The 23,988-nt window shown below is 69.3% G+C and carries 21 protein-coding genes; 3 read left to right on the top strand and 18 right to left on the bottom strand.

Annotated features, from left to right (window positions below):
* Nucleotides 1-25 precede the first annotated feature (25 nt).
* From KY5_RS31390 to KY5_RS31320, 15 genes are all read right to left on the bottom strand, one after another.
* The gene (locus tag KY5_RS31390) at nucleotides 26-511 is read right to left on the bottom strand and encodes a hypothetical protein (protein ID WP_159072633.1); all 486 of its coding nucleotides are present in this window, start codon (nucleotides 509-511) and stop codon (nucleotides 26-28) included.
* 21 nt (nucleotides 512-532) lie between these two features.
* The gene (locus KY5_RS31385) at nucleotides 533-1,414 is read right to left on the bottom strand and encodes a carbohydrate ABC transporter permease (RefSeq protein ID WP_098245369.1); all 882 of its coding nucleotides are present in this window, start codon (nucleotides 1,412-1,414) and stop codon (nucleotides 533-535) included.
* Complete coding sequence (locus KY5_RS31380; protein ID WP_199843327.1) at nucleotides 1,414-2,361, bottom strand: carbohydrate ABC transporter permease; 948 nt, start codon at nucleotides 2,359-2,361, stop codon at nucleotides 1,414-1,416. Before KY5_RS31380 ends, KY5_RS31385 begins: the two co-directional genes overlap by 1 nt.
* 106 nt (nucleotides 2,362-2,467) lie before the next feature.
* A complete protein-coding gene (locus KY5_RS31375) occupies nucleotides 2,468-3,730 on the bottom strand; it encodes an extracellular solute-binding protein (RefSeq protein WP_234362944.1) in 1,263 nt (420 codons plus the stop codon).
* A gap of 151 nt (nucleotides 3,731-3,881) precedes the next feature.
* On the bottom strand, nucleotides 3,882-4,775 hold the full coding sequence (locus KY5_RS31370; RefSeq protein WP_098245367.1) for a carbohydrate ABC transporter permease: 894 nt from the start codon (nucleotides 4,773-4,775) through the stop codon (nucleotides 3,882-3,884).
* A gap of 21 nt (nucleotides 4,776-4,796) precedes the next feature.
* Nucleotides 4,797-5,738, bottom strand: coding sequence for a carbohydrate ABC transporter permease (locus tag KY5_RS31365; protein ID WP_234363242.1), 942 nt, complete (start codon nucleotides 5,736-5,738; stop codon nucleotides 4,797-4,799).
* 140 nt (nucleotides 5,739-5,878) lie between these two features.
* Nucleotides 5,879-7,312: an N-acetylglucosamine/diacetylchitobiose ABC transporter substrate-binding protein gene (gene ngcE, locus KY5_RS31360; RefSeq protein ID WP_098245365.1), complete on the bottom strand. Its 1,434-nt coding sequence runs from the start codon at nucleotides 7,310-7,312 to the stop codon at nucleotides 5,879-5,881.
* Between the two features lie 281 nt (nucleotides 7,313-7,593).
* Nucleotides 7,594-8,406, bottom strand: coding sequence for a heparin lyase I family protein (locus KY5_RS31355; protein ID WP_098245364.1), 813 nt, complete (start codon nucleotides 8,404-8,406; stop codon nucleotides 7,594-7,596).
* A 2-nt stretch (nucleotides 8,407-8,408) separates the two neighbouring features.
* Nucleotides 8,409-10,436, bottom strand: coding sequence for a PQQ-binding-like beta-propeller repeat protein (locus KY5_RS31350; RefSeq protein WP_098245363.1), 2,028 nt, complete (start codon nucleotides 10,434-10,436; stop codon nucleotides 8,409-8,411).
* Between the two features lie 56 nt (nucleotides 10,437-10,492).
* On the bottom strand, nucleotides 10,493-11,506 hold the full coding sequence (locus KY5_RS31345) for a hydroxyacid dehydrogenase (protein ID WP_098245362.1): 1,014 nt from the start codon (nucleotides 11,504-11,506) through the stop codon (nucleotides 10,493-10,495).
* Nucleotides 11,507-11,530: 24 nt separating this feature from the next.
* Nucleotides 11,531-12,478 carry a carbohydrate ABC transporter permease gene (locus KY5_RS31340; protein WP_098245361.1) on the bottom strand — a complete coding sequence of 316 codons (948 nt, stop codon included), beginning with the start codon at nucleotides 12,476-12,478 and terminating at the stop codon, nucleotides 11,531-11,533.
* The gene (locus tag KY5_RS31335) at nucleotides 12,475-13,371 is read right to left on the bottom strand and encodes a carbohydrate ABC transporter permease (RefSeq protein WP_098245360.1); all 897 of its coding nucleotides are present in this window, start codon (nucleotides 13,369-13,371) and stop codon (nucleotides 12,475-12,477) included. Before KY5_RS31335 ends, KY5_RS31340 begins: the two co-directional genes overlap by 4 nt.
* 40 nt (nucleotides 13,372-13,411) lie before the next feature.
* Nucleotides 13,412-14,716 (bottom strand): ABC transporter substrate-binding protein, encoded by a 1,305-nt coding sequence (locus tag KY5_RS31330; RefSeq protein ID WP_098247581.1) that lies wholly within the window; start codon nucleotides 14,714-14,716, stop codon nucleotides 13,412-13,414.
* Nucleotides 14,717-14,848: 132 nt separating this feature from the next.
* Nucleotides 14,849-15,976, bottom strand: a complete 1,128-nt coding sequence (locus KY5_RS31325; RefSeq protein ID WP_098245359.1) for a LacI family DNA-binding transcriptional regulator — start codon at nucleotides 15,974-15,976, stop codon at nucleotides 14,849-14,851.
* A gap of 249 nt (nucleotides 15,977-16,225) precedes the next feature.
* Nucleotides 16,226-16,804 (bottom strand): TetR/AcrR family transcriptional regulator, encoded by a 579-nt coding sequence (locus KY5_RS31320; RefSeq protein ID WP_159072632.1) that lies wholly within the window; start codon nucleotides 16,802-16,804, stop codon nucleotides 16,226-16,228.
* A 29-nt stretch (nucleotides 16,805-16,833) separates the two neighbouring features.
* On the opposite strand from KY5_RS31320, the gene KY5_RS42720 reads away from it, so the two are divergent.
* Complete coding sequence (locus tag KY5_RS42720; RefSeq protein ID WP_234362943.1) at nucleotides 16,834-17,547, top strand: nitroreductase/quinone reductase family protein; 714 nt, start codon at nucleotides 16,834-16,836, stop codon at nucleotides 17,545-17,547.
* A gap of 24 nt (nucleotides 17,548-17,571) precedes the next feature.
* Here the strand turns inward: KY5_RS42720 and KY5_RS31310 are convergent, their stop codons facing one another.
* The gene (locus KY5_RS31310) at nucleotides 17,572-17,817 is read right to left on the bottom strand and encodes a transposase (protein WP_159072631.1); all 246 of its coding nucleotides are present in this window, start codon (nucleotides 17,815-17,817) and stop codon (nucleotides 17,572-17,574) included.
* A 325-nt stretch (nucleotides 17,818-18,142) separates the two neighbouring features.
* Between KY5_RS31310 and KY5_RS31305 the strand changes: the two genes are divergently transcribed.
* Nucleotides 18,143-22,036 carry a GH92 family glycosyl hydrolase gene (locus tag KY5_RS31305; protein WP_098245356.1) on the top strand — a complete coding sequence of 1,298 codons (3,894 nt, stop codon included), beginning with the start codon at nucleotides 18,143-18,145 and terminating at the stop codon, nucleotides 22,034-22,036.
* Here KY5_RS31305 and KY5_RS31300 read toward each other — a convergent pair whose 3' ends face one another.
* Nucleotides 22,037-23,026: a helix-turn-helix transcriptional regulator gene (locus tag KY5_RS31300; RefSeq protein WP_098245355.1), complete on the bottom strand. Its 990-nt coding sequence runs from the start codon at nucleotides 23,024-23,026 to the stop codon at nucleotides 22,037-22,039.
* Between the two features lie 129 nt (nucleotides 23,027-23,155).
* Here KY5_RS31300 and KY5_RS31295 point away from each other — a divergent pair, with 129 nt between their 5' ends.
* On the top strand, nucleotides 23,156-23,554 hold the full coding sequence (locus KY5_RS31295) for a VOC family protein (RefSeq protein WP_098245354.1): 399 nt from the start codon (nucleotides 23,156-23,158) through the stop codon (nucleotides 23,552-23,554).
* Here KY5_RS31295 and KY5_RS31290 read toward each other — a convergent pair.
* Nucleotides 23,520-23,981, bottom strand: a complete 462-nt coding sequence (locus tag KY5_RS31290; RefSeq protein ID WP_098245353.1) for an ATP-binding protein — start codon at nucleotides 23,979-23,981, stop codon at nucleotides 23,520-23,522. The two genes, KY5_RS31295 and KY5_RS31290, sit on opposite strands and share 35 nt — an antisense overlap.
* Between the last annotated feature and the right edge of the window lie 7 nt (nucleotides 23,982-23,988).

Here is a 23,988-nt window from a genome sequence, read left to right as displayed (position 1 = left end):
CCGCCCCCTTGCCGCTGCCCGCCTCCTACTGGCCCCCACCGATCCGCGACAGCAGCGCCGTGAACACCCGTCCGAGAGCCGCGTCCTTCATGGCCTTCTTATGGATGGTCAGGCTCCACTTGCCGCGCGTGTCCCGCTTCACGAGCACCTCGGTCTGCAGGACCACGACGACGAGCACGGGCACCCCGATCGTCATGAGCAGGGACCGCTCGCCCGGCGAGCGGGCGAAGTCGGCGGCCTCGTTCACCGTACGCGCCATGTCCTCCCCCAGGGAGGCCACGTACACCAGGGTGGCGCGCGCCAACTCCCCTTCGGACGCTACCGGTTGTCCCGGGCTCAGATACGCGTCGACATACCCGGCGTCGAGCGTTTCGCTCAACTCCGCCTCGTCCCAGTCGTACTGGCGTGCCGCGCCGAGGAGCCCGAGCTCCTCGGCCACGGCCGCGAGCGCCTGGACGGCGGCCTCGTCGGACAGTTCCCCGATCTCCCGCGTCAACCGATCCTGATCCAACTGACCCCGCCCCATCACGCGTTACTTCACCGACCCCGCCGTGAGCCCCGACACCACGTGCCGCTCGATGAACGCGAACAGCACGATGACGGGAACGATAGCGACCACGGACGCCGCGAACAGGTAGTTCCACTGCACCGTGTAGTTGCCGATGAAGTTGTTGATGCCGACCGTCAGCGGCTGCTTGTCCGGCTGGGTGGTCAGGGTCAGGCCCATCACGAACTCGTTCCAGGACGTGATGAAGGTGAAGATCACGGCCGTCACCACGCCCGGCAGGGCCAGCGGCAGCGTCACCTTGACCATCGCGCCGAAGCGGCTCGTGCCGTCGACCATGGCGGCCTCCTCCAGCTCCGGGGGGATCGAGGAGATGTACGCCGTCAGGATCCACACCGCGAAGGCCAGGTTGAACGCCGCGTTGGTGAGGATCAGGGTCCAGACCGAGTTGAGCATGTCCAGCTGGTGGAACTCGCGGTAGAGACCGACCAGGAGGGCCGTCGGCTGGAACATCTGGGTGACCAGGACCAGGAGCAGGAAGAGCTTGCGGCCCCGGTAGCGCATGCGTGCCGTGTAGTACGCGGCGGGCAGCGAGACCAGCAGGACCAGGAGCGTGGCACCGCCCGCCACCAGGAGCGTGACCTGGAGGTTCTGGCCGAGGTCCGACTCCTTCCAGACGTCGACGAAGTTGGCCCACTCCAGGTTCTGGGGCAGGTACGTGCGATCGCGCAGCTCCTCCTTGGGGCGCAGCGCGGTGACGATCATCTCCAGGTACGGCGCGAGGAAGATCGCCGCGAGGAGCCAGGCGAAGGCCGTGATGACCAGGGTGCGGGGCCGGAAGGTGCGCCGCGGCTTCTTGGGCCCGCCGTCCTTCCGGGGCGCGGGGCGGGTCGCCGTCACGGTGGCCATCAGTCCTCCTCGTTCCACCGGCTGACCTTCAGGAAGATCAGCACGAGCACCACGACCATCAGGAAGTTGACGACCGACATGGCCGCGGACTCACCGATGTCGGTCTCCTTCAGCTTGTACATGAACACCATCGACGTGGAGGTGTCGTAGCCCGGACCGCCCTGGGTCATGGCCCAGATGATCGGGAAGGAGTTGAAGACGTTGATGAGGTTGATGACCACGCCGACGAGGAACGCGGGCCGCAGCATCGGGAGCGTGATGTGGCGGTAGGTCTGCCAGGGGCCCGCGCCGTCGATGCGCGACGCCTCGTAGACGTCCTGCGGGATGGTCTGGAGTCCGGCGAGCAGCGTGTACGTGGTGAAGGGGAGCGACACGAAGACGGCGACGGCCATCATCCACGGCCAGGCGGTCTCCGCCTTGCCGAGCCAGTCCTTGGAGCTGTCGATCAGGCCCAGGTCAAGCATCAGGGTGTTGAGCACGCCCGCGGTCTGGTTGAGCATCCACTTGAAGCCGATGGCGGTCATCAGGACGGATGCCGCCCAGGGGGCGATGAGCGCCCAGCGGGTGATGCGGCGGCCGGGGAACTTCTGGTTGAACAGCTGGGCGAGGGCCAGCGAGAGCAGCATCGTCACGGTGACGACGACGACCGTCCACACCACCGTCCACATGAGGACGGAGCCGAAGTCGCTCTCCTCGAAGAGCTTCTTGAACTTGTCGGTCCCGGCGCTGCCGCGCACCTTGCCGGCGATGGAGATGTTGAGGAACGAGGTACGGATCAGCTCGACGACGGGCCAGACGACCACGGCGAGGATCAGCAGGATGACGGGCGCGATCCAGGGCAGCGGGCCAAGCCTGGCTATGCCGCTGCGGCGGCTGACAGGCCTGGGTGCGCGCCCGCCCCGTCCCCGGCCGGACTCGGCCGGGGACGGAGGGGCCTTCAGTGACACAAGGTCTCCTTGCGAACTGGGTGAACGAGGCGAACTGGGCGAACGAGGGGAAGTGCGGTGCTGACGGGGCCCGTTGGCCCCGTCGGCCACGGCCGGGCCGGGAGGGCTACTTGGCCTCCGCCGTCGCCGTCTCCGCCTTCTTCTGGAGGTCGCCGAGCACCTGCTTGGGGTCGTCGACGACGGCCTTGCCGCCGGTCTTCTTCATCTCGGCGGAGACGAGGTCCCAGGTGGTGTCGCCCAGCGGGTAGAACTTGGCCTGGGGCAGCACCTTGAAGAACGGCTCCAGGTCCTTGTGCTTGCCGCTGGACTGCATGTCCTTCAGCGTGTCCTGGGTGACCGGCATCAGGTTGTACATCTCGTCGAACTGCAGCATCTTCTTGGTGTACGTGAAGTCCAGGAACTTCTTCACGCCCTCCTTCTCCGCGCCGCCGTCCTTGAACGCCATCATCCAGTCGGCCACGCCGAGGGTGCTGGCCAGCGGGCCCGTCTTGCCGGGGATGGGCGCGACGCCGTAGTCGACCTTGCCCTCCTTGGCCATCTGGATCAGGCTCGGGTGGCCGTTGAGCATGCCGACCTTGCCCGCCGCGAAGTCGGCGAAGGCCGTCTTGCGGTCCGTGGAGGCGGGGTTGGCGTACGTCAGGCCGGGCTTGACCAGGTTGGTCTTCAGCCAGTCGAAGGTCTCGACGTTCTTCGCGCTGTCGATGGTGTACTTGCCCTCGGCGTCGGTGTAACCGCCACCGTTGCCGAGCTCCCACATCAGCGACTCGCCCTGGGTCTCCTCGGGGCCGAGCGGCAGCGCGTAGGGGGTCTCCGCGGCCTTCTTGGACTTGATCTTCTTGGCGTCGGCGGCCAGTTCGTCCCACGTCTTGGGCGGGGACTTGATGCCCGCCTTCTTGAAGACGGCCTTGTTGTAGAACATCACGCGGCTGGAGGAGACCCACGGGATGCCGTACTGGGTGCCGTCGACCTCACCGGCCTTGGCGAAGGTGGGGATGAGGTTCTCGCGGGTCTTGGCGGACATCACCTCGTCCGCCTTGTAGAGCAGGTCGTCCGCGACCTTGTCGGCGTAGCCGCCGGTCTGGAGCAGGTCGGGCTCGTTGCCCGCCTGGATCATGTTCTTCACGGACTTGTCGATCTCGTTCCAGTTGATGACCTGGACGTCGACCTTGTAGCCCTTGTTCTCCTTCTCGAACTCCTTCTTCACGTCGGCCCAGTAGACCTTGGAGGCGTTCGACGCCTTGTCGCCGTAGTCGGCCGCGACCAGCTTGATCGTCTTGCTGTCCCCGCTGTCGCTGTCGCCGCTGCAGGCGCTGAGTCCCATGGCCATGGCGAGCGTTGCCGCACCGGTGGCGATTATTCGATTCCTCATGTGCTGACCAACCCTTTGACATCGGTGTCGACTTGAACGCGGGCGAACGCTCGCTCCCCGCGGCGGCGTGGCGCCGAGACTACTCGTCCTGTTTTTCCGCAACAGGCCTAGACCACTTTCGTGGCCAAGCTGAAATACCGCACGTCCGGGCTCACTTGATGGCGCCCGCGGTCAGACCGGCCTGAACCTGTCGCTGGAAGACGGCGTACACCACGAGCACCGGCACCATCGCGATCGTCAGGCCCGCGAAGAGCGCGCCCCAGTCGCCCCGGTAGCCCTGCGAGACGGCGAGCGACGCGAGCCCCTGCGGCAGCACGTAGCTCTTCTCGTCCTCGTTGTTGAGCAGCAGCGGAAGCAGGTACTGGTTCCACTGGCCGAGGAAGTTGAAGATGCCGATGCTGACCAGGCCCGGCTTGGCCATCGGCAGCATGATCTGGAAGAACGTCCGGGTGTGCGAGGCCCCGTCGACCATGGCCGCTTCCTGGACGCCGGTGGGCAGCGTACGGAAGAAGGAGGTCAGGAAGAACGTCGTGAAGGGCAGGGAGTACGCGATGTAGGCGATCATCAGGCCCGGCCTGGTGTCGAGGAGACCGAAGTTCTCCATGACCGCGAAGAGCGGCACCAGGGCGAGGATGACCGGGAACATCATGCCGCCCGCGAAGAGCATGAAGATCACGCGGTTGCCCGGGAAGGTGAAGCGGGCGATGACGTAGGCCGCCATCGAGCCGAGCAGCATGGTGCCGGTCAGCGAACCCGCCAGGATGATCAGCGAGTTCAGCGTGTACTGGCCGATGTTGGCCTTGTTCCACGCGTTGCTGAAGTTCTCCCAGTGGAAGGAGGAGGGCCAGCCCATCGGGTCGCTGAGGATCTCGGCCGAGGGGCGGAACGCGGTGAGCGCGACCCAGATCAGCGGCCCGGCGGCGAGGATCACCCACAGGACGAGGAAGGCGTGCGAGAAGACGTTCAGCGCGCCGCCCGTCTCCTTCTCGCGGCGGGGCGCGGCGGAAGTCCCGGTGCGGGGCGCGGCGGTGGAGGTCGTGGTCATGATGCTGTGGCTCCCGCGGTCTCAGTATTCGATCCGGTCGCGGTTCCCGACCCGCATGACGATCAGGGAGAACACCATGCTCAGGACCAGCAGCACGACGCCGATGGACGTGGCGTAGCCGTACTGGCCGTCCCTGAAGCGTTCGTAGAGGAAGACCGGGGTCACCTTCAGTACGTGCGGGGGCACCATGACCAGGCAGATCGCGAAGGTGTCGAGCGCCTGGATGCCCATGTAGATCCAGCCGGTGCGCACCGCGTCCCAGATCAGCGGCAGGGTGACGCTGAAGAAGGTGCGGGCGCGGCCCGCGCCGTCCAGGAGCGCGGCCTCGTAGATGTCCTGCGGGACCGAGCCCATCGCCGCGGAGAACAGCACGACGTAGAAGCCGACGAAGCTCCAACTGATCACGATGAGCAGCGAGATCAGGCCGAGGGTCTCGTCGCCGCCGAGCCAGGCGGGCCCGTCGACGCCGATCTTGTCGAGGCCGCCGTTGATCAGGCCGCTGTTGGTGTTGAAGACCCGCCCCCACACCACGGCGATGATGGCGACGGACAGGACCTGCGGGAAGAAGTAGACGACCTTGTAGAGCGAGGAGCCCGCGACGCCCGCGATGGCCCGGCCCCTGCGGTGCCGGCCGCCCGAGGTGATCATGTAGGCGAAGAACATGCCGAGGACGAGGGTGAGGACCGGCGCGATCACCAGGAGCAGGGTGCTGACCCGCAGGGAGTCCCAGAACCGGTCGTCGTTCCACATCTTCTGGTAATTGTCGAACCCGACGAAGTTCGCCACCGGGCCGCCGGACCAGTCGGTGAACGAGTAGTAGATCGCCTGGAGGAAGGGCGAGATCACGAACAGCGCGTAGAACGCGAGCGGCACGGCCAGGAAGCCCACGATGAAGCGGTACTTGTCGAGCGTGCGGTAGCGCCGGTCGTAGCGGACGCGTTCGGGCGTGAAGCGGGGCGGCAGCACGATGGCCAGGGCGAACAACAGCCCGTTCACCGGCCTCGGTGCTTGCCTCGGGGCCGCCTGCTTCTTGGGAGGTGGGGAACTGCTGGAACTGCCCACCCTGGTGTCGGTCTTCACGCTGCTCAGCCCCGCCCGCCCGGTCAGACCTTCTTGATCTTGGTGATGTCGGGGTCCTTGAGGATCCGGTCCGACGCCTTCTGCATGGTGTCCATCGCCTGCTTGGCGCCGATCTGGCCCTGCATGAACTTGTGGATCATGTTGTTGAAGTCCTCGCGGAACAGCTCGTTGTACCAGTCGAAGAACTTGGGGATGACGATGTTGTCGCCCGCCGCCTCGATGGCCGCCTTCGCGCTCGCCGTGCCCGAGGGAAGCTTCTGGCCGTCGATGGCGCCCTTGACGACGGGCAGCGAGCCGACCTCCTTGAAGAGGTTGAGGGCGGCCTCCTTGCTGTACATCATCCGCAGCCACTCCAGGCCGCCCTGACGGTTCTCGGCCTTGGCCGGGACGATGAAGGGCTCACCGGCCGGGGCGTAGAGCGTGCCGAACGGCATCTTGTCGCCGGAGTCGAGCGACGGGGTGGCGCCCACCGTCATCTGGAAGTCCTTGGGCGTGGTGTCCTTCGCCTCGTTCTCCACCCAGGAACCGTCGGGCACGAAGACGCACTTGCCCTCCTTGGTCCAGGCGGTCTGCATCTCGGTGTGCGCCTCGGTGCCGTCGAAGCCGGTGAGGACGTACTTCTTGGCGACCAGTTCCTCCCACGCCTCGAAGACGTCCTTGACCGCGTCGTTCTTCCAGGCGGTCGGCTCCAGGTAGTCCATCGCCGTGATGACGTCGCGGCCACCGCGCTGGGCGAACATCGCGTACATGCTGAAGAACATGTAGCGGGGGTGGCCGCCGGGGTAGCTCCAGCCGTGGATGCCCTTGGCCTTGGCCTTCTTACAGACCGCGAGCATCGCGTCCCAGGTCTTCGGATACTCGGAGTCGAGGCCCTGCTCAAGGAGCTTCTTGGAGTACCAGTTCCCGTACACCGTCAGCGCGATGTTGAGCTGGTAGCACGCCTTGCCGCCGAAGCGGCCCATCTCCTCGACGATCGGCACCAGCGTCTCGCGCACGGTGACGTTCGGATCGTCCCAGGAAGGCGCGTCGAGCACCTCGACGAGCTCGGCGACCTGCTTGTTGTGCACCAGCTTGCCGATGTTCATCTCGTCGGCGCCGGAGTTGTTGACGACGTCCGCCGTGGGCTTGCCCCGGACCAGCTTCGGCTGGACCTGGGTGGCGATCTTCTCGGTGGGCTTCTGGTCCGGCTTGGCCTTGGGGTACTTCTTGGCGTACATGTCCGTGACGAACTGGGCGTACTTGTCGCCGTATCCGCCGTTGAAGATGTAGACCGTGAGGCCCGCGTCCGTCTTCACGCCGAGCGGGTTCTTCTTGGACTTCTCGCCCTTCTCGGCCTTGTTCTCGTCACCGCCCCCACTGGCGCAGGAACTGAGCGCGCCGACGGCCGGCACCGCGAGCAGCCCGGCGGCCGCCGCCCTCTTCATGACCTCACGACGGTTGACGCTGGTGGATCCCATGCTCAAGTCCTCGCTCTCCAGGACTCAGGCGGTGAACCGGACCCTCCCCGGCACCGCGGTGGTGTGAAGCTGGGGTCGTGCGGGGGCGCGTTCGAGCACCGTCCCGGATCCGCCCTCGTGAGACGGCCGGGCGAATGCCGACAGGTATAGTCCACTCGCGCTCGGCTGGGCAAGATCGAATACAGGTTTGGTCTGCAGGCTTGTCCGAGTTGAGACCTGCGCCGCATGCGGAACGCCCCCTGCCGGACCGGCGGGGGGCGTTCGCGTTCAGCACCGGGACGTCACCCGGAGAGGTCCAGGATCCGGATGTCGTCGTGGAGGACGACGCGCGTCGGCACGTCCCCCTTCTCCAGGGACTCGTCGGGCCGGTAGAGGCCCCACTTGAGGTAGCCGAAGTCCGTCGGGTTCTCGGGGTGGAAGGTCCGCACGTCGTCGTACGACCTGCGCGGCGTGAACCCCGATTCCCCGGGCAGCCGGGTGGAGATCCGGTAGTGGCCCGTGCTGTCGTCCGTCCACTTCACGTCCACGCGGAAGCGCATCCACCGGTTGACGTACGGGCGGATGTCGTCGACCACCGTGGACTGGAGGCCGAGGAGCGGCGACCGGAAGGCGATGCTGTTCCGCTTGGTCATGAGGTAGAAGGACGGGCGGTTCCCGCCCGCGTGCTTGCCCTGGAAGATGATGTCGCCGGTGTCCGAGTCACCTGGTTCGTAGGTCTTCCAGTCCTTGAGCAGGACGCTGAACTCGTAGCGGTGCTCGTCGCCCACGTGGATCCTGCCCTCGGGGACATCGTTGGTGGCGCTCTCGCTGCGCGGGGCCCCGTCGGACTCGTAACCGGAATCGCCGAGGGTCACCTTGTGGGCGACGGCGTGGTCCGGTCCCGAATCGACGACGTACGACGCGTCGTCGGCCTTCGCGTGCGTCGTGGTCAGTTTCGGGATGCCGGAGTCCAGACGGCCGTTCTGGTAGTCGACGGTCAGCAGGGTGGTGGCGCCCCCGCCGTCCTGGCCCGCCTCCGCGGTGGCGAGCGAGGCGGCGGCGAGCAGCCCCGCGAGGCCCGCGGCGGCGAGGGAGCGCTTCGTTGTCCTCTTCATGATCAGACCTCCGGCCTGTCCTCGATGCGTACGAGATGGTGACCGCGCAGCGTGTACAACCGGCCGCGGCTGTCGGCGTTGACGTGCGGACCGCTGTACCACGCGCCGTTGATCCCGGGCACGACCGTGCTGACGGCGAAGGTCTTCGGGTGGAAGCGGAACAGGGTGGTGTCGGAGACGCCGTAGACGACTCCCCCGCTGGTCACCATGGCCGCGAACCCGGGGCAGATGTCGTGCAGGTCGGCGGTGTGGATCACGCGCCGGATCGTGAGGTCGACGACGAAGAAGCCGCCGCTCCTGGTGAGCCCGTACAGGTGCCTGCCACGGACCGCGAGCGCGGCCACGCCCGTGGACAGGGGCAGGTCGACGCGCCAGTGCTCCCGCCCGGCCACCGGGTCGAAGGCGACGAGCGTGCCGCGCGGCCCCTTCGTGGTCGGGTTGTCGCCCCCGAGGTAGGCGACGCCGTCCCGGGTGGCGACGGCACGCACCAGCTGGGTCTCGTCGACGGGGTCGACGAACGCGGACTTCTCGCCCGTCTTCGGCGCGTACGTCCACAGGGAGCCGCCGCCCTCGGTGTCGGACTGCACCCCGACCAGCATGAGTTCGTTGACCGCGTCGTAGCAGAGGTCGAGCGGGCGGTTCTGCTCGCTCGGGAACCGCGCGACCTGGTGGGGCTGTTCGTCGTCGGCGGGGTCGTACGCCCAGATGCCCTGTGCGTTGTACTGGCCGGTGTAGAGCACCCCGTCCAGGACCTCGGCGTCCTTCGCCTCGCCGGGTGCCCTGAGATTGGCCGCCTTGCCGGGGCGGCGCAGGTCGTGGCGGGCGACGACGTTGTTGCCGCCGACGTAGACGTACCGCCCTTCGGCGGCGATGCCCATCGCGGTCTGCGGGCTGACGGGGGCGCCCGCGGGGCCGAGTTCGGTGATGACGGACGCGCCGGATGCCGTGTCGATCTCGCCGACGAAGCCGTAGCCGGAGACGACGACCAGCGCGCCGTCGGTGTGGTCGAGGCCCCAGATCTCGCCGAGGTCGGGCCCGTCGTACGCGAGGGGGGTGATCGTTCGGGTCGCCATCGAGTACGAGGAGAGACCGGCGTCACCGGCGAAGTGGACCAGGTCGCCGTCGGACGTCAGGTTCTTGGCCACCGTGCCGTCGGTGGGTGTCACGGAGAAGGACGTGAGATCCGCCAGGTCCATGACAGCCAACTGTGCGCGTCCGGTCGAGGCGGAGGTGCTGACGACGAGGCGGTCGCCGAAGACGGCGAGCTCCCGGATGCTGGGATCCTTCTTCAGCTCCGGCGGCGTGATGTCGGTGAACGTGCCCGCCGCCCTGTCGTACGCGTACAGGGACGCCCTGCTCGCCCCGCCCCCGCCGCCCAGGACGCTCCCGGCACCGAAGAAGACGGTCGTGTCCGTGGCGGCGACGGCCCTGGCCAGGGTGGCCTTCGGGTCGGGCACGCCGAGCCCGGTCACCTTGCCGGTGCCCGGGTCGTACCTCCACAGCGCGGGCGCCTTGCCCGGCACGCCGCCCACCGCGTACACCGTGCCGTCCGGGGCGACGGCGAGCTCGCGGACGTCACGGTCCTCGGTCCTGCCGATGCCCACGGCGGCCTCGTCCGGAGAGCGCAGGTCCCAGCGGAAGAGGTTCGGCCTGCCCTCGTCCGCCTTGGTCAGGACGCCCGCGTACAGGTACCTGCCGGTGGGGTCGGCGGCGAGGGCCTGCACCGAGTGCCCCGTGCCGAGGTCGGTGCGGGACACCACCTTGCGGGTCGGCAGGTGGAAGGCGATGAGCCGGGTCGGGGAGAGGTTGCGCGAGCCGATGTAGACCGTGTCGCCGACCAGGACCGCGCTCATCAGCGCGAACTGCTCGATGGCGGGGCCCAGATCGGTGATGGTGGCACCGCGGGTCCTGGTCGGCGAGGCGTGCGCCTGCCCGGTGAGCAGGGAGGCCGACGCGGCGGCGAGCCCGACGGCGCCACCCGCCAGGAGCAGTTGGCGCCTGCCCACGGGTGGTAGGGGTGGTTGTCGCATGCGGGACTCCTCTGTGTGGGGGGGGTGTGCGGGGATGTGTGGGGATGCGGGGGGATTCAGGCCGATGTCGCGAGGGCGGAGGGCCGCACGGCATGGGCGAAGGGTCTTCCGGAGCAGTAACGCTCGATCTCGTCGATGGCACTGCCGCTGATCCGCTGGAGCTCGCCGCCGAGTGATCCGGCGATGTGCGGGGTGAGCAGGACGTTCGGCAACGTGTAGAGCGGTGAATCGGCGGGCGGCACCTCCGGTTCGGTGACGTCGATGACCGCGTGGATGCGTCCGGTCGCGGCCTCGGAGACGAGGGCGTCGGTGTCGACGAGGGACCCGCGGGCCGTGTTGATGAGCGTGGCGCCGTCCCGCATCAACGACAGCCTGCGCGCGTCGATGAGGTGGTGGGTCTCCGGCAGGGCGGGCGCGTGCAGCGAGACGACGTCCGACGCGCCGATCAGTTCGTCGAGCTCCACGTGCCGGGCGCCCAGTTCGGCGGCCCGCGCCGCGTCGATGTGGGGGTCGGCGACGAGCAGGTCCAGGTCGTAGGGGACCAGCAGTTCGAGCAGTTTGCGGCCGACGAGCGAGGCGCCGACCACGCCCACGGTCCTGCGGTGGTTGCCGAACCCGGGGAAGCGCCGCGCCCAGTCGAGAGGCGCGCGGTGCTCGCGGTAGAGGCCGCCGATGTCGAGGACCCGCTTGTTGGCGAAGAGGATCGCGGCGACCGTGTACTCGGCGACGGGCACGGCGTTGGCCGCCGCGGCCGACGACACCGCGAGCCCCCGGTCCCAACACGCCTGTGTCACGTGGTGCTTGACGCTGCCCGCCGCGTGGACGACCGCCTTCAGGGCGGGTGCGCGTGCCAGCACGTCCGCGTCGATGACGGGGCACCCCCACGAGGTGATCAGGAGTTCCACCTCCGCCAGGGCCGGTTCGTGGGCGAGGTCCTCCGCCACGTGGTCCGGGTCGATGTCGACGTGCGCCGCCAGCCGCCGGATCGCGGCGGCGGGGAACAGCGCGTCGCGGTGGCGCCTGCCCATGGCGAACAGGGCGCGGGGACGGGTGGTCCTGGTCGGGTGCATGCGGGAACTCCTCATGGTGTGGGCCTACTTGATCGCGCCGGCGGTCATGCCGGACTTCCAGAACCGCTGCAACATCAGGAAGACGGCGATCAGCGGGGCGACGGACACCAGGGAGCCGACGACGGCCAGCAGGTAGTCCTCGGGGTGGCCTTGGGACAGCGCGGACGAATACCACACGTACAGACCGAGGTTGACGGGATACAGGTCCTGGTCGGACAGCATCACCAGGGGCAGGAAGAAGCTGTTCCAGATCTGCGTGAACTGGAAGAGGAAGATGGTCACGAAGCCGGGCGCGAGCATCGGCAGGGCGATGCGGCAGAAGGCCCGGAACTCGCTCGCCCCGTCCATCCGCGCCGCTTCCAGGACCTCGTCCGGCACGTAGGCCGCGCTGAAGACCCGCGCCAGGTACACGCCGAACGGGAAGACGAGGCCCGGCACGAACACGCTCCAGAAGGTGTTGACCAGGCCCGCTTCGGCGGCGAGCAGGTACAGGGGGATCGCCATGGCCGTGCCGGGCACCATGACGCCGAGGAGCACGAGGGAGAACAGCCGCTCCTTGCCGGGGAACGTGAGCTTGTCGAAGGCGTAGCCCGCGGCGACGCTGAAGACCGAGGCGAGGAGGGAGCCGACACCCGCGTACGCGACGGTGTTGAGCACCCAGCGCAGGTAGATGCCGTCGTCGGCCGTGAACAGGTGCCGCAGGTTCTCCGCGAGGTGCATCTCGTCGCCCGGGGCGAAGCCGTTCGTGCCGAACAGGTCCTCGCGGCTCTTGGTGGAGGACAGCAGCAGCCAGGTCAGGGGCAGCAGGGTGTAGAGCGTGGCCAGGGCGAGGAGTGCGGTGACCCCGGCCCTGGACAGGAGTGCCGAGGGCGGCTTCCCGGTGCGGCCGCGCCGACGGGGGCGCGTGGCGGGGTCTTTCGTGGATGCCGTCTCGGGAGCGGGGGCGACGGGAGGTGCGGATGAGGTGGTCACGACTTGCTCCCGCGGCGTGAGAATCGGGTGACGGCGAACGACAGCACGGCGGCGAACAGGGCGATCAGCAGCGAAGCGGCTGCCGCGAGGCCGAAGTCGTTGTTCTGGAAGGCGGCGGTCTGGACGTACATGTTCGGGGTGAAGCTGCTGCCGATCGCGCTGGAGGCGTTGTAGATGACCTTCGGCTCGGTGAAGAGCTGGATCGACCCGATGACGGTGAACAGGACGGAGAGCGCCACCGCGGGGCGGATCATCGGGACCTTGATGGAGAGCGCCGTCCTGAGGGCGCCCGCTCCGTCGACCTTCGCGGCGTCGAGGGTCTCGCGGGGCACGGCCTGGAGGGCGGCGTAGAAGATGACCATGTTGTAGCCGGTCCACTCCCACACGGCGATGTTGGCGGCGGAGAAGACGGCGTTGTCCGCCGACAGGAAGTTGATGTCGAGGCCGCCGGACGCGAGCAGGTCGATCACCGGGCTCAGTCCGGGCGTGTAGAGGTACACCCAGATCAGCGCGGCGATGAGGCCCGGCACCGCGTGCGGCAGGAAGAGCGCGAGCTGGAAGAAGGAACGGGCCTTGGCCAGGCCCGTGTCGAGCAGCAGGGCGAGGGCGAGGGCGCCGCCGATCATCAGGGGGATGTAGACGGCGCAGTACGCGGCGATGACGAGGAATCCGTCGCGGAACTCCGGGTCGGACAGGGCGTGTACGTAGTTGTCCCACCCGGCGAAGACGCTCTCTGTGCCGCCGAAGCCCAGGCCGGACGTGCGGGTGGTGAACAGGCTCAGCCATCCCGCGTACGCCAGCGGGGCGAGGGTGACGACCGCGAACAGTCCGAGGAACGGTGACAGGAGCAGCGCGGCGGTGCGGCGCTGTCCACGGGTGGACGGGGATGCCATGACGGCCTTTCGGGGGACGAGGCGGGGGTGAACGGGTGTCCTACGGCGCGGTGACCTTCATGCCGCGCTGCCTCATCTGCTTGACGGTGGCCCGCTCGGCGAGCGAGAGGACACCGGGCAGGGACGTGCCGTCGGCCGCCTTGGGGAGCTCGTCGACGATGGCGGTGTTGGTCGTCCCCATGACCGGGCCCCACGTCCAGCCCTGCGGGATCGCCTCGTAGGACGCCTTCCCGATGGCGTAGACGTCCTGTCCGCCGTAGTACTCCGTCCCGAACGCGGCCTTGGTGACCGGCACGAGCGACGGGTCGGCGGGGAACAGACTGCTGGTGCCCGAGGCCACCCACGCCTTCATGCCCTTGGGGTCCGTGGTGATCCACTTGATGAACTCGGCGGCGGCGCCGCTGTTGTCGGAGCCCTTGGGGATCACGAAGGACGAGCCGCCGTACATCCCGGAGGCGGGCTTGCCGTCCCAGGTGGGCACGGGCGCGACGGCCCACTTGCCCTTCTGGTCGGGGACAGTCGCCTGCTGGGCTCCCGCGCACCAGCTGGCGCAGACGTAGGCGACGGTCTGCTCCTTCTGGACGCTCGTCCAGAACGGGTCGAGCGAACTCAGGGAGCGGACCAGGCCCTTGTGGGCGAGGTCGCCCCAGTAGTCGGCGGTCTTCTTCGAAGGACCGTCGTCGATGTCGACCTTCCAGGAGTCCTTCCCCGTGCCGAACCAGCGGCCGCCCGCCTGCCAGGCGAGGGCGGTCAGCAGTCCGGGGTTGTCGGTGTAGAGGACTCCGCCGCGGGCGTCGGGGTCGGCCTTCTTCACCTGCTCGGTCATCTTGCGGTAGGCGTCCCACGTGGTCGGCACGTCGATCTCGTGCCGGGAGAAGAAGTCCTTCCGGTACATCATCATCAGCGGGGCCGCGTCGCGGGGCACCGCCCAGGTCCTGCCGCCCAGGTCGACGAGTTGCCGTGCCGCGGCGGGGAACCGGTCCTTCACGAGCGGGCCGAGCGTCGCGCTCAGGTCCTCGATCTTTCCCTGGGCCGCGAACTCCGGCAGGTTCGGGTACTCGACGACCGCGACGTCGGGAGCGGTACCGGCCTTCACGGCGTTGGTGAGCTTGGAGTAGTACTCCTGGCCCGACGGCACCGTCTCGAAGGTCACCTCGATGTCCGGGTGGCTCCGGTTGAAGGCGGCGGCCACCTCGTCGGACCCCTTGACGAAGGACCAGAAGGTGACCTTTCCGGTCTTCTTCGCGGCCGGGGACGAGCCCTGGCCGGGGCCTCCGCAGGCGGTGGCGAGCAGGGCCAGGGCCAGGACGGAACCGGCCAGGGCGGTCGTGGTTCTGCGCAGCATGATGTGCACCGATCGTTCGCTGGGGCGTCGAACGAAAGCATTGAGCAGTATTCACGCCTCGTCAATGCTTTACGTTTCACTCGATGCCAAACGAAAGCACATGATGCGGAGGCGTCACCCCTCGCCGGGTGCTTACGCCCCGCCGGAGTGCCCGCCGGGGTGCCCGCCGGAGCCCCCTCCTGGCACTCCGCCGGAAACCCCGCTCGAAGCCCGCACCCGCAGCTCCGGGCGGAGCAGCAACTCGGCCAGCGGCGCGCCCGGTTCGGCGATCCTGCGCCGCAGCAGGTCGACCGCCCAGGCCCCCACGGCCCGCTTGGGCGGCGCCACGGCCGTCAGCGGCACGTCACTCAGCTCGGCGACCTCGTCGTCGTACGTCACGATCGCCAGGTCCTCGGGAACGCGCAGGCCACGCGCCTGGAGGAGGCCGACGAGGGTGACGGCGTCGAGGTCGTTGTGGACCAGGGCGGCCCGGACGTCGCCCGCCTCGACCGCGCCCGCGAACTCCTCGAACCACTCGGTGGACGTGGACCCCTCGATCGGACCGATGCCGTACTCCGGGCCTGCCGCGAGACCGAGGGCCCCGCACGCCGCCTCGTAACCGTCCCTGATCAAAGGCGTGTTGGGGCTCTCCGCCCTGGCGACCAGGGCGATCCGCCGGTGCCCGAGCCCGGCGAGGTGCCGCACGGCGAGGCCGGCGCCGTGGGCGTGGTCGGACGCGACCTGTTCGAGCCGCCCGGACCAGGCGCCCGCCCGCCGGTCCACGAGGACGACCGGCACGTCGAGACCCGCGAGCCACTCGTCGGTCCGCTCGGCGGGTTCGAGCCCCGCGCGCGGCATCAACAGCAGGCCGTCGGTGCCAGCGGCGACGAGCCTGCGCACCTGCTCCTGGTTGTCCGCGAGCGTCTCGCCGGAGACCGCGAGCACGACGCGCACCCCGTGGGCGCGCGCCGCGTCCTGCACTCCCCGGATGATCTCGGGGTAGTAGTAGTCCCCCGGCGGGACGACCAGGCCGAACGCCTGCTCCTGCCGCGCCGCCGACCGGGGCGCGGCGGATCCCGCGGCGTCGGCCGACCGGGCCGCGCCCGGCGACATGGCGCCGCCGTGCACGCGGACGACGAGGCCGCGGCCCGCGAGGTCGCGCACGTCCTGGCGCACGGTGACGGCGGAGACGCCCAGCTCCGCGGCCGCCTCCTTGACCGTGATCGTCCCCTGCCGCTCCACCATGCGCAGGACCGCCTCACGCCGCTCTTCAGTCAGCACCCGCCTACCCCTCTCTTCGCGAGTGAAGTCGTTTGCTTTCACTCGACAAACGAAAGGTACCAACGACGGCGGGGCGCGCGGGGCGCCCCGTAAGGGGCGCGAGGAACGGCGCGCCCAGCCCGCGACGCCCCGCACACAAAACACTCCCCCCGCTCTTCCCCCGCGGGCACATCGTGGTCGCTCGCGCAGTTCCCCGCGCCCCTTACGGGGCCCCGCCCCTACGGAGCCGCGCGGGGGGGGCGGCTACCTTTAGCCCAGCAGCCTCTTCAGCGCGCGGTCGAGCAGCGCGGTGAGCTGGCGCGGGGGGAGGCGGTCCGGCTCGCCGACCGCGTCGAAGGTGAGGCCGTCGACCACGGCGAGCAGCAGCTTCGCGTCGGCGTGCGGGTCGAGCGGCGGTACGCGCCCGGCGCCGAGCCCGGCGGCCTTGGCCTCGCGCAGGGTCGCGGTGATGCCGTCGAGCAACTGGGCCTGGGTCTCCCGCTGGATCGCCGCCAGCGCGGGGTCCAGCGCGGCGCGGGCGGCGAAGGCGACGTAGACCCGGCACTCGGTGCGGCGTTCCTCGTCCAGCGGGAGGAGCTGGCGCAGCACGCGGGACAGGTTCCGCCTCGGGCTGCGCCCGACGGGCAGGCCCGAGATGCGGGTCCGGGTGCGCTCGACGACGTGCCGGAAGGCGAAGGCGAGCATCTCGTCCTTGGTGGCGAAGTGGTGCTGCACGGCTCCGATGGAGACCCCCGCCGCCCCGGCCACCTCACGGACGCTGACCTGTTCCAGGCCCCGAGTGGCGACGATCCGCGTCAGCACCTCGGCGAGCTCGTCGGCCCTTGACATCGCGGCGCCCTTCCCTACCGTACGAACGTATGGAGCAACCATACACTCGTATTGGACCTTCGGGAGTCCGTCGGCGGCCCGGACTTCCCCTTCTCATCGGTACGCTGGCCGTCGCCGCGCTGCTCTGGGGGCAGTGGGCGTTACCGGGCGAGTCCCGGGACGGCGTGCCCTGGCCGGTCTGGGGGTGCCTCGCGCTGGGGCTGAACCTGGCGCTGACACTCCTCAGCCCGCGTGCGAAGCGGGCCCTGGTGCGCGCCCTGCAGAAGTATGTGATCAACCCCCCGATGCGGCTGCTGCTGCACCTCGGGCTGATGCCGCTCGGCCTCGCGCTGCTGGAAACGCGCGGACGGGTCACCGGCAAGCCGCGCCGCACCCCCGTCGGCAACGGCAGGCAGGGCGACGACTTCTGGATCGTCGCCGAGCACGGCGAGCGCGCCGGGTACGTGCGCAACATCCGGCGCGATCCCCTCGTCCGCCTCCGGTTCCGCGTCGGGCTGCGCTTCCACTGGGTCGAGGGCCACGCCGAGGTGCGCCCCGACGACGACCCGTGGGCGCTGCAGCGCACCCTCAGCCGCTGGCACCCGCTGCGCGCCCTGAACGCCGTGACGGTCCAGGTCATGAGCGCGGAACCGGTGGTCGTCCACGTCCGCCTCGCCCCGAGGCACGGCATCAGGAAGACCGGCACCGGAAGCACCGCGTGCCGGAACCGGGCCCCGGCGCGAGAACCGCAGGAAACGCCCTGAGCCGCTAGGGGTTGTCTTCAGTTGTCACGCCCACATCAGGAGTGAGGCGAGGGTGACGGCTGCCTGGTAGGACTCGGCGGTCTTCTCGTAGCGGGTGGCGATGCCGCGCCCTTGCTTGAGGCGGTTGCCGATCTGGTCGGCCCGCTCGGGAATGGTGTGGGCGATGCCCCTGCGCCTGAGCCAGGTCCGGATGGCTTTGGAGCTGTAGCCCTTGTCGCCGAGCACGTGGGCGGGCCGAAGACGGGGCCGTCCCGGCCCGGGGCGGGGCACCCGGATCCTAGGGGCGCGAGGAACTGCGCGCCCAGCCCGCGACATGCCGCAGACGAAGCGAACGCCCCCCTTCGCCCGCAAGCGCGTCGCCCCCCGGGCGCACAGTTCCCCGCACCCCTGACGGGTCTCCCCCGACGGAGCCGCACACGCGGCCGCACCCAGAGGCACGGGGAACCACGCAACCGCACCGGGGCCGACCCGCGACCCAACCCCGCCCCCGCCGCCCCCGGCAACAGCCTTGACACCACTCGCCACTTGACGCCCTACTAGACCTTGCGCACTGCTCGTGACAACGTTGTCCAACTTGCAAGGGGAGGGCTCGGGGATGCCGCACAGGGCACGTAGACCTCGATACAGACACCACCGTTCAGCCGCCGGAGCCGGAGCGGGAGCGTTGGCGCTCGCGCTCGTCGTGACCGCACAAGGCGCCGCCCGAGGCGCCGTCGCCGAGCCGGAGCAGAAGCCCCGCGCCGAGCGGGAGTTCGTCTCGTCCTTCGAGGAGGGCGAGGCCCAGCCGGACTGGCTGAGCACCGTCGAGACGGGGCCGGACGGCAAGAAGAAGGCCGCGGGCGTGAACGGCGAGTTCAGCTCGGGCCTGCCGGGGAGCGTGAACGACCACGTCACCGAGGTCCGCGCGAGCGGCGAGAACACCGGCTCCGGCGAGGTCGCCGCGAATCTCGTCGACGGCGAAGCCACCAGCAAGTGGCTGACGTTCGCGAAGGACGGCTGGGCCGAGTTCGACCTCGACCAGCCCGCGAAGGTCGTGACGTACGCGCTGACCTCCGCCAACGACCACGCCGAGCGCGACCCGAAGGACTGGACCCTGAAGGGTTCCACCGACGGCAAGGACTGGACGGTCCTCGACGAGCGCAAGGGCGAGACCTTCGCCGGTCGGCACAAGACGAAGACGTACGACTTCGCGAACACGAAGGCGTACGCCCACTACCGCCTCGACGTCACCGCGAACAACGGCGCCGACGACGCCCTCCAACTCGCCGACGTCCAGCTCTCGGTGGGCGGCACGCAGGCCCCCGCCCCCGAGGACATGCTGAGCCTGGTGGACCGCGGCCCCAGCGGCTCCCCCACCGCGAAGTCGCGCGCCGGTTTCACCGGGAAGCACGCGCTGCGCTACGCGGGCAGCCACAAGGCGGACGGGCGCGGCTACTCGTACAACAAGGTCTTCGACGTCAACGTGAAGGTGCGTGCCGACACCGAGCTCGGGTATCGCGTCTTTCCCTCCATGGCCGAGGGCGACCTCGACTACGCCGCCACGAACGTCTCCGTGGACCTCGCCTTCACCGACGGCACCTACCTCAGCGACCTCAAGGCCGTCGACCAGCACGGCTTCCCGCTGACCCCGCAGGGCCAGGGCGCGTCCAAGGCGCTCTACGTCAACCAGTGGAACAACATCGAGGCGCGCATCGGCCAGGTCGCGGGCGGCAAGACCGTCGACCGGATCCTGCTCGCGTACGACTCCCCGAAGGGGCCCGCGAAGTTCCGCGGCTGGCTCGACGACGTGTCCCTGAAGGAGAAGGCGCCCGCGAAGCCGAAGGCGCACCCCTCCGACTACGCCGACACGACCCGCGGCACCAACTCCAGCGGCGGCTTCTCGCGCGGCAACACCTTCCCCGCCACGGCGGTCCCGCACGGCTTCAACTTCTGGACCCCGGTGACCAACGCGGGCTCCCTGAGCTGGCTCTACGACTACGCACGCGGCAACAACGACGACAACCTGCCGACGATCCAGGCGTTCAGCGCGAGCCACGAGCCGAGCCCGTGGATGGGCGACCGGCAGACGTTCCAGATGATGCCGTCGGTCGACAAGGACACCCCGAGCGCGTCGCGCACCAAGCGGGCGCTGCCGTTCAAGCACGAGAAGGAGACGGCGCGCCCGCACTACTACGGCGTGACGTTCGAGAACGGTCTGAAGACCGAGATGGCGCCGACCGACCACGCCGCGATGATGAAGTTCACCTTCCCCGGTGACGACACGAGCGTGATCTTCGACAACGTCTCGGAGAAGGGCGGCCTCACCCTCGACAAGGAGAACGGGACCGTCTCCGGCTTCTCCGACGTCAAGTCCGGTCTCTCGACGGGCGCGACGCGCATGTTCGTGTACGGCGTCTTCGACGACGACGTCACGGCGGGCGGCAAGCTGGAGGGCGGCGGTGGCGGCGACGTCACCGGCTACCTGCGCTTCGACGCGGGCAAGGACCGCACGGTCAACCTGCGCATAGCCACGTCCCTGATCAGCCTGGACCAGGCGAAGGACAACCTCGCGCAGGAGATCCCGTCCGGCACCTCCTTCGACCGCGTGAAGAACCGCGCTCAGCGGCAGTGGGACGACATCCTCGGCAAGGTCGAGGTGGAGGGCGCGAGCGAGGGCCAGCGGACGTCCCTCTACTCCTCCCTGTACCGCCTGTACCTCTACCCCAACTCCGGCTTCGAGAAGGTCCGTTCGGAGAAGGGCGGCAAGTCCGCGTACAAGTACGCGTCCCCGTTCTCGCCCCAGACCGGGCCCGACACCCCGACCCACACCGGCGCCAAGATCGTCGAGGGCAAGCCGTACGTCAACAACGGCTTCTGGGACACGTACCGCACGACCTGGCCCGCGTACTCGCTGCTCACCCCGAAGAAGGCGGGCGAGCTGGTCGACGGCTTCGTGCAGCAGTACAAGGACGGCGGCTGGACCTCGCGCTGGTCCTCGCCGGGCTACGCGGACCTGATGACGGGCACGTCGTCGGACGTCGCGTTCGCCGACGCGTACGTCAAGGGCGTGAAGTTCGACGCCGAGGCCGCGTACGACGCGGCGGTCAAGAACGCCACGGTCGTGCCGTCGAGCGCGGGCGTCGGCCGCAAGGGCATGGAGAAGTCGCCGTTCCTCGGCTACACGCCGAGCGAGACCCACGAGGGCCTCTCCTGGGCGCTCGAGGGGTACCTCAACGACTACGGGATCTCCCGCATGGGCGACGCCCTCTTCAAGAAGACGGGCAAGAAGCGCTACCAGGAGGAGTCGGCGTACTTCCGCAACCGCGCCCAGGACTACGTGAACCTCTTCGACGACGAGGCGGCGGGCGCGGGCACGAAGCCCGGCTTCTTCCAGGGCAAGGACGGCAAGGGCGTGTGGCGCGTCCCCTCCGACAAGTTCGACCCGCGCGTGTGGGGTCACGACTACACGGAGACCAACGCCTGGGGCTACGCCTTCACCGCCCCGCAGGACTCCCGGGGCCTGGCCAACCTGTACGGCGGCCGCAAGGGCCTCGGCGACAAGCTCGACACGTACTTCGCGACCCCCGAGACGGGCTCCGCCGAGTTCGCGGGCTCCTACGGAGGCGTCATCCACGAGATGACGGAAGCACGTGACGTCCGGATGGGCATGTACGGCCACTCCAACCAGGTCGCCCACCACGCCACGTACATGTACGACGCGGCAGGCCAGCCGTGGAAGACGCAGGAGAAGGTCCGCGAGGTCCTCTCGCGGCTCTACACCGGCAGCGAGATCGGCCAGGGCTACCACGGCGACGAGGACAACGGCGAGCAGTCGGGCTGGTACCTCTTCTCCTCGCTCGGCTTCTACCCGCTGGTGATGGGCAGCGGCGAATACGCCATCGGCTCGCCGCAGTTCACCAAGATGACCGTACACCTGGACAACGGCCGCGACCTGGTCGTCAAGGCGCCGAAGAACAGCGCCAAGAACGTCTACGTCCAGGGGCTCAAGGTCAACGGCAAGAAGTGGAACTCGACCGCGCTCCCGCACAAGCTGATAGCCAACGGCGGCGTCCTGGAGTTCGACATGGGCCCGAAGCCGTCGGCGTGGGGCTCGGGCAAGAACGCCCAGCCGACGTCGGTCACCCAGGACGACAAGGTGCCCTCGCCGAGGAAGGACGTCCTCAAGGGTGAGGGCGCGCTCTTCGACAACTCCTCGGCCACGGACGCCACTTCGGACTCGGCGATCGAGCTCCCTGTCGACAAGGGGACGAAGGCGGTGCAGTACACGCTGACGTCGTCCACCGACAAGGCGAAGGCGCCGCGCGGCTGGGTGCTCCAGGGCTCCAAGGACGGCGAGAAGTGGAAGGGCCTGGACAAGCGCTCCGGTGAATCCTTCGCCTGGGACAAGCAGACCCGGGCCTTCACCGTGGGCAAGCCGGGGACGTACGCGCACTACCGGCTCGTGCCGGACGGGAAGGGGACGCTCGCGGAGGTGGAGCTCCTGAGCTGATCAGCGTCCCCGGGCGCGGGCCGCGAGGCGGTCGGCGAACTCGACGACCAGGTCGCGCAGTTCGTCCGGCCGCTCGACGGTGAACGGCAGGTCGAGGGAGGCGAGTACCGGAGGGATCCAGTCGAGCCGCTCCGCGCGTACGTCGACCAGCCGCCAGCACGCCGCTTCGGAGCCCGCGCCCGCCCCGGGCGCGGGCTCCGTCACGTTCGCGACGCTCTCCGGCAGCCGCGCCCTGATCTGCTCGACCGTCCCGTGGATCCGCAGCGTCACCTCGTAGCGGTACTCCGCCGTCGCGAACCCGGAGAGCACCCGCCTCGCCGGATCCGGCCCTTCCGGCTCCTCGAACGCACCCGGCAGGGCCCTGGCGTCCGTCACGCGGTCGAGCCGGAAGGTGCGGTCCTCGCCGACTTCAGGGTCCTCGCCCGTGACGTACCAACGGCCCGCGTGTGACACGACGCCGTACGGATGCAGCGTGCGCTCGCTGCGCCGCCCCCCGCGGTCGGTGTATCTGATCGCGACCGGCCGACGGTGCCGCACCGCGTCGGCGACGGCGAGCAGGACCCCGGAGTCGGGAGCGGTGGTCTCGCCCGAGGGCTCCGTGAAGGCGAGCGATTCCATGACCGTGTCGAGCCGGTGCGCGAGGTGCTTGGGCAGCACCCGCCTGATCTTGGCCGCCGCCGTCTCGCCCGCCGTGGCCGTCGCGGTCGCCAGCCCCGCCCGTCGCCCCGCGACGAGGCCGAGCAGCACCGCGAGCGCCTCGTCGTCGCTCAGCATGAGCGGCGGAAGCCGGTAGCCAGGGCCGAGGCGGTAGCCGCCGTAGCGCCCGCGCACCGCCTCGACGGGTACGTCGAGCTCGATCAGCTGCTCCACGTACCGCCGCACGGTGCGTCCGTCGACGCCGAGCCGGTCGGCGAGTTCCGCGATCGTCCGGGTGCCGCCGGACTGCAAGAGTTCGAGGAGGGTCAGCACGCGCCCTGTGGTTCGGGACATGGTGCGCACCCTCCCGCGAATACTGGCAAATACTGGACGGAACCTGTCCACTATAAGTTCTAGCGTGCGAGGCGAAGGGCAACGAACACCGCCCCTCCCCACCCCCTCCGCACCGCCAGGGAGCACACCATGGACTTCGTCTCGATCCGCATCATCACCGGCGACGTCGCACGCCTCGTCGAGTTCTACGAGAAGGCCACCGGCGTCCCCGCGACCTGGGCCACCGAGGACTTCGCCGAACTCAGGACCCCGAGCGCCACCCTGGCCATCGCGAGCACCCGCACCGTCCCGCTGTTCGCGCCCGGCTCCTCGCGCCCCGCCGAGAACCACAGCGTGATCACCGAGTTCCTCGTCGACGACGTGGACCGCGTGTACGAGAACCTGACGGGCGTGGTCCCCAGGTTCGTCAAGGAGCCCACGACCATGCCCTGGGGCAACCGGTCACTGCTCTTCCGCGACCCCGACGGCAACCTCGTGAACTTCTTCACCCCGGTCACTCCCGCGGCCGTCGAGAAGTTCGCGCGCTGACACCCGGCACGTCCGTGCCGAACTCGCACCAGACGATCTTGCCGGGATCCCGTTCCACCACGCCCCACTTGTCGGCAAGGGCCGCCACGAGCAGCAGCCCGCGCCCCGACTCGGCGTCGCCGTCCCCGTCGACGTCCACGCCGAGCAGGGGCCAGCCGTCGCCGCTGTCGTGCAGCTCGACGCGGAGCACGCCGCCTTCACGGTTCAGACAGAGCAGGAATCCGCGTCCGGGCGGCACGCCGTGCAGCAGCGCGTTGGTCGCCAACTCGCTGACGCAGAGAGTGATTTCGTCCGCTCGCTCGCGGATCCCCCAGCCGTTGAGGGCGGCGCGCGCGAAGGCGCGGGCCTGGGGCACGGACTGGCGTTCGCGCCGGTAGAAGCGTTCGCGTGGCTCCCGCCGGGACGGGAGTGGAGTTTTCTGATGCACGCGAGGA

The sequence above is a fragment of the Streptomyces formicae genome (assembly GCF_002556545.1).
Classification (GTDB): Bacteria; Actinomycetota; Actinomycetes; order Streptomycetales; family Streptomycetaceae; genus Streptomyces; species Streptomyces formicae_A.
Note: the sequence above shows the minus strand (reverse complement) of the source record. Positions and strands in the feature narration are given on the sequence as shown.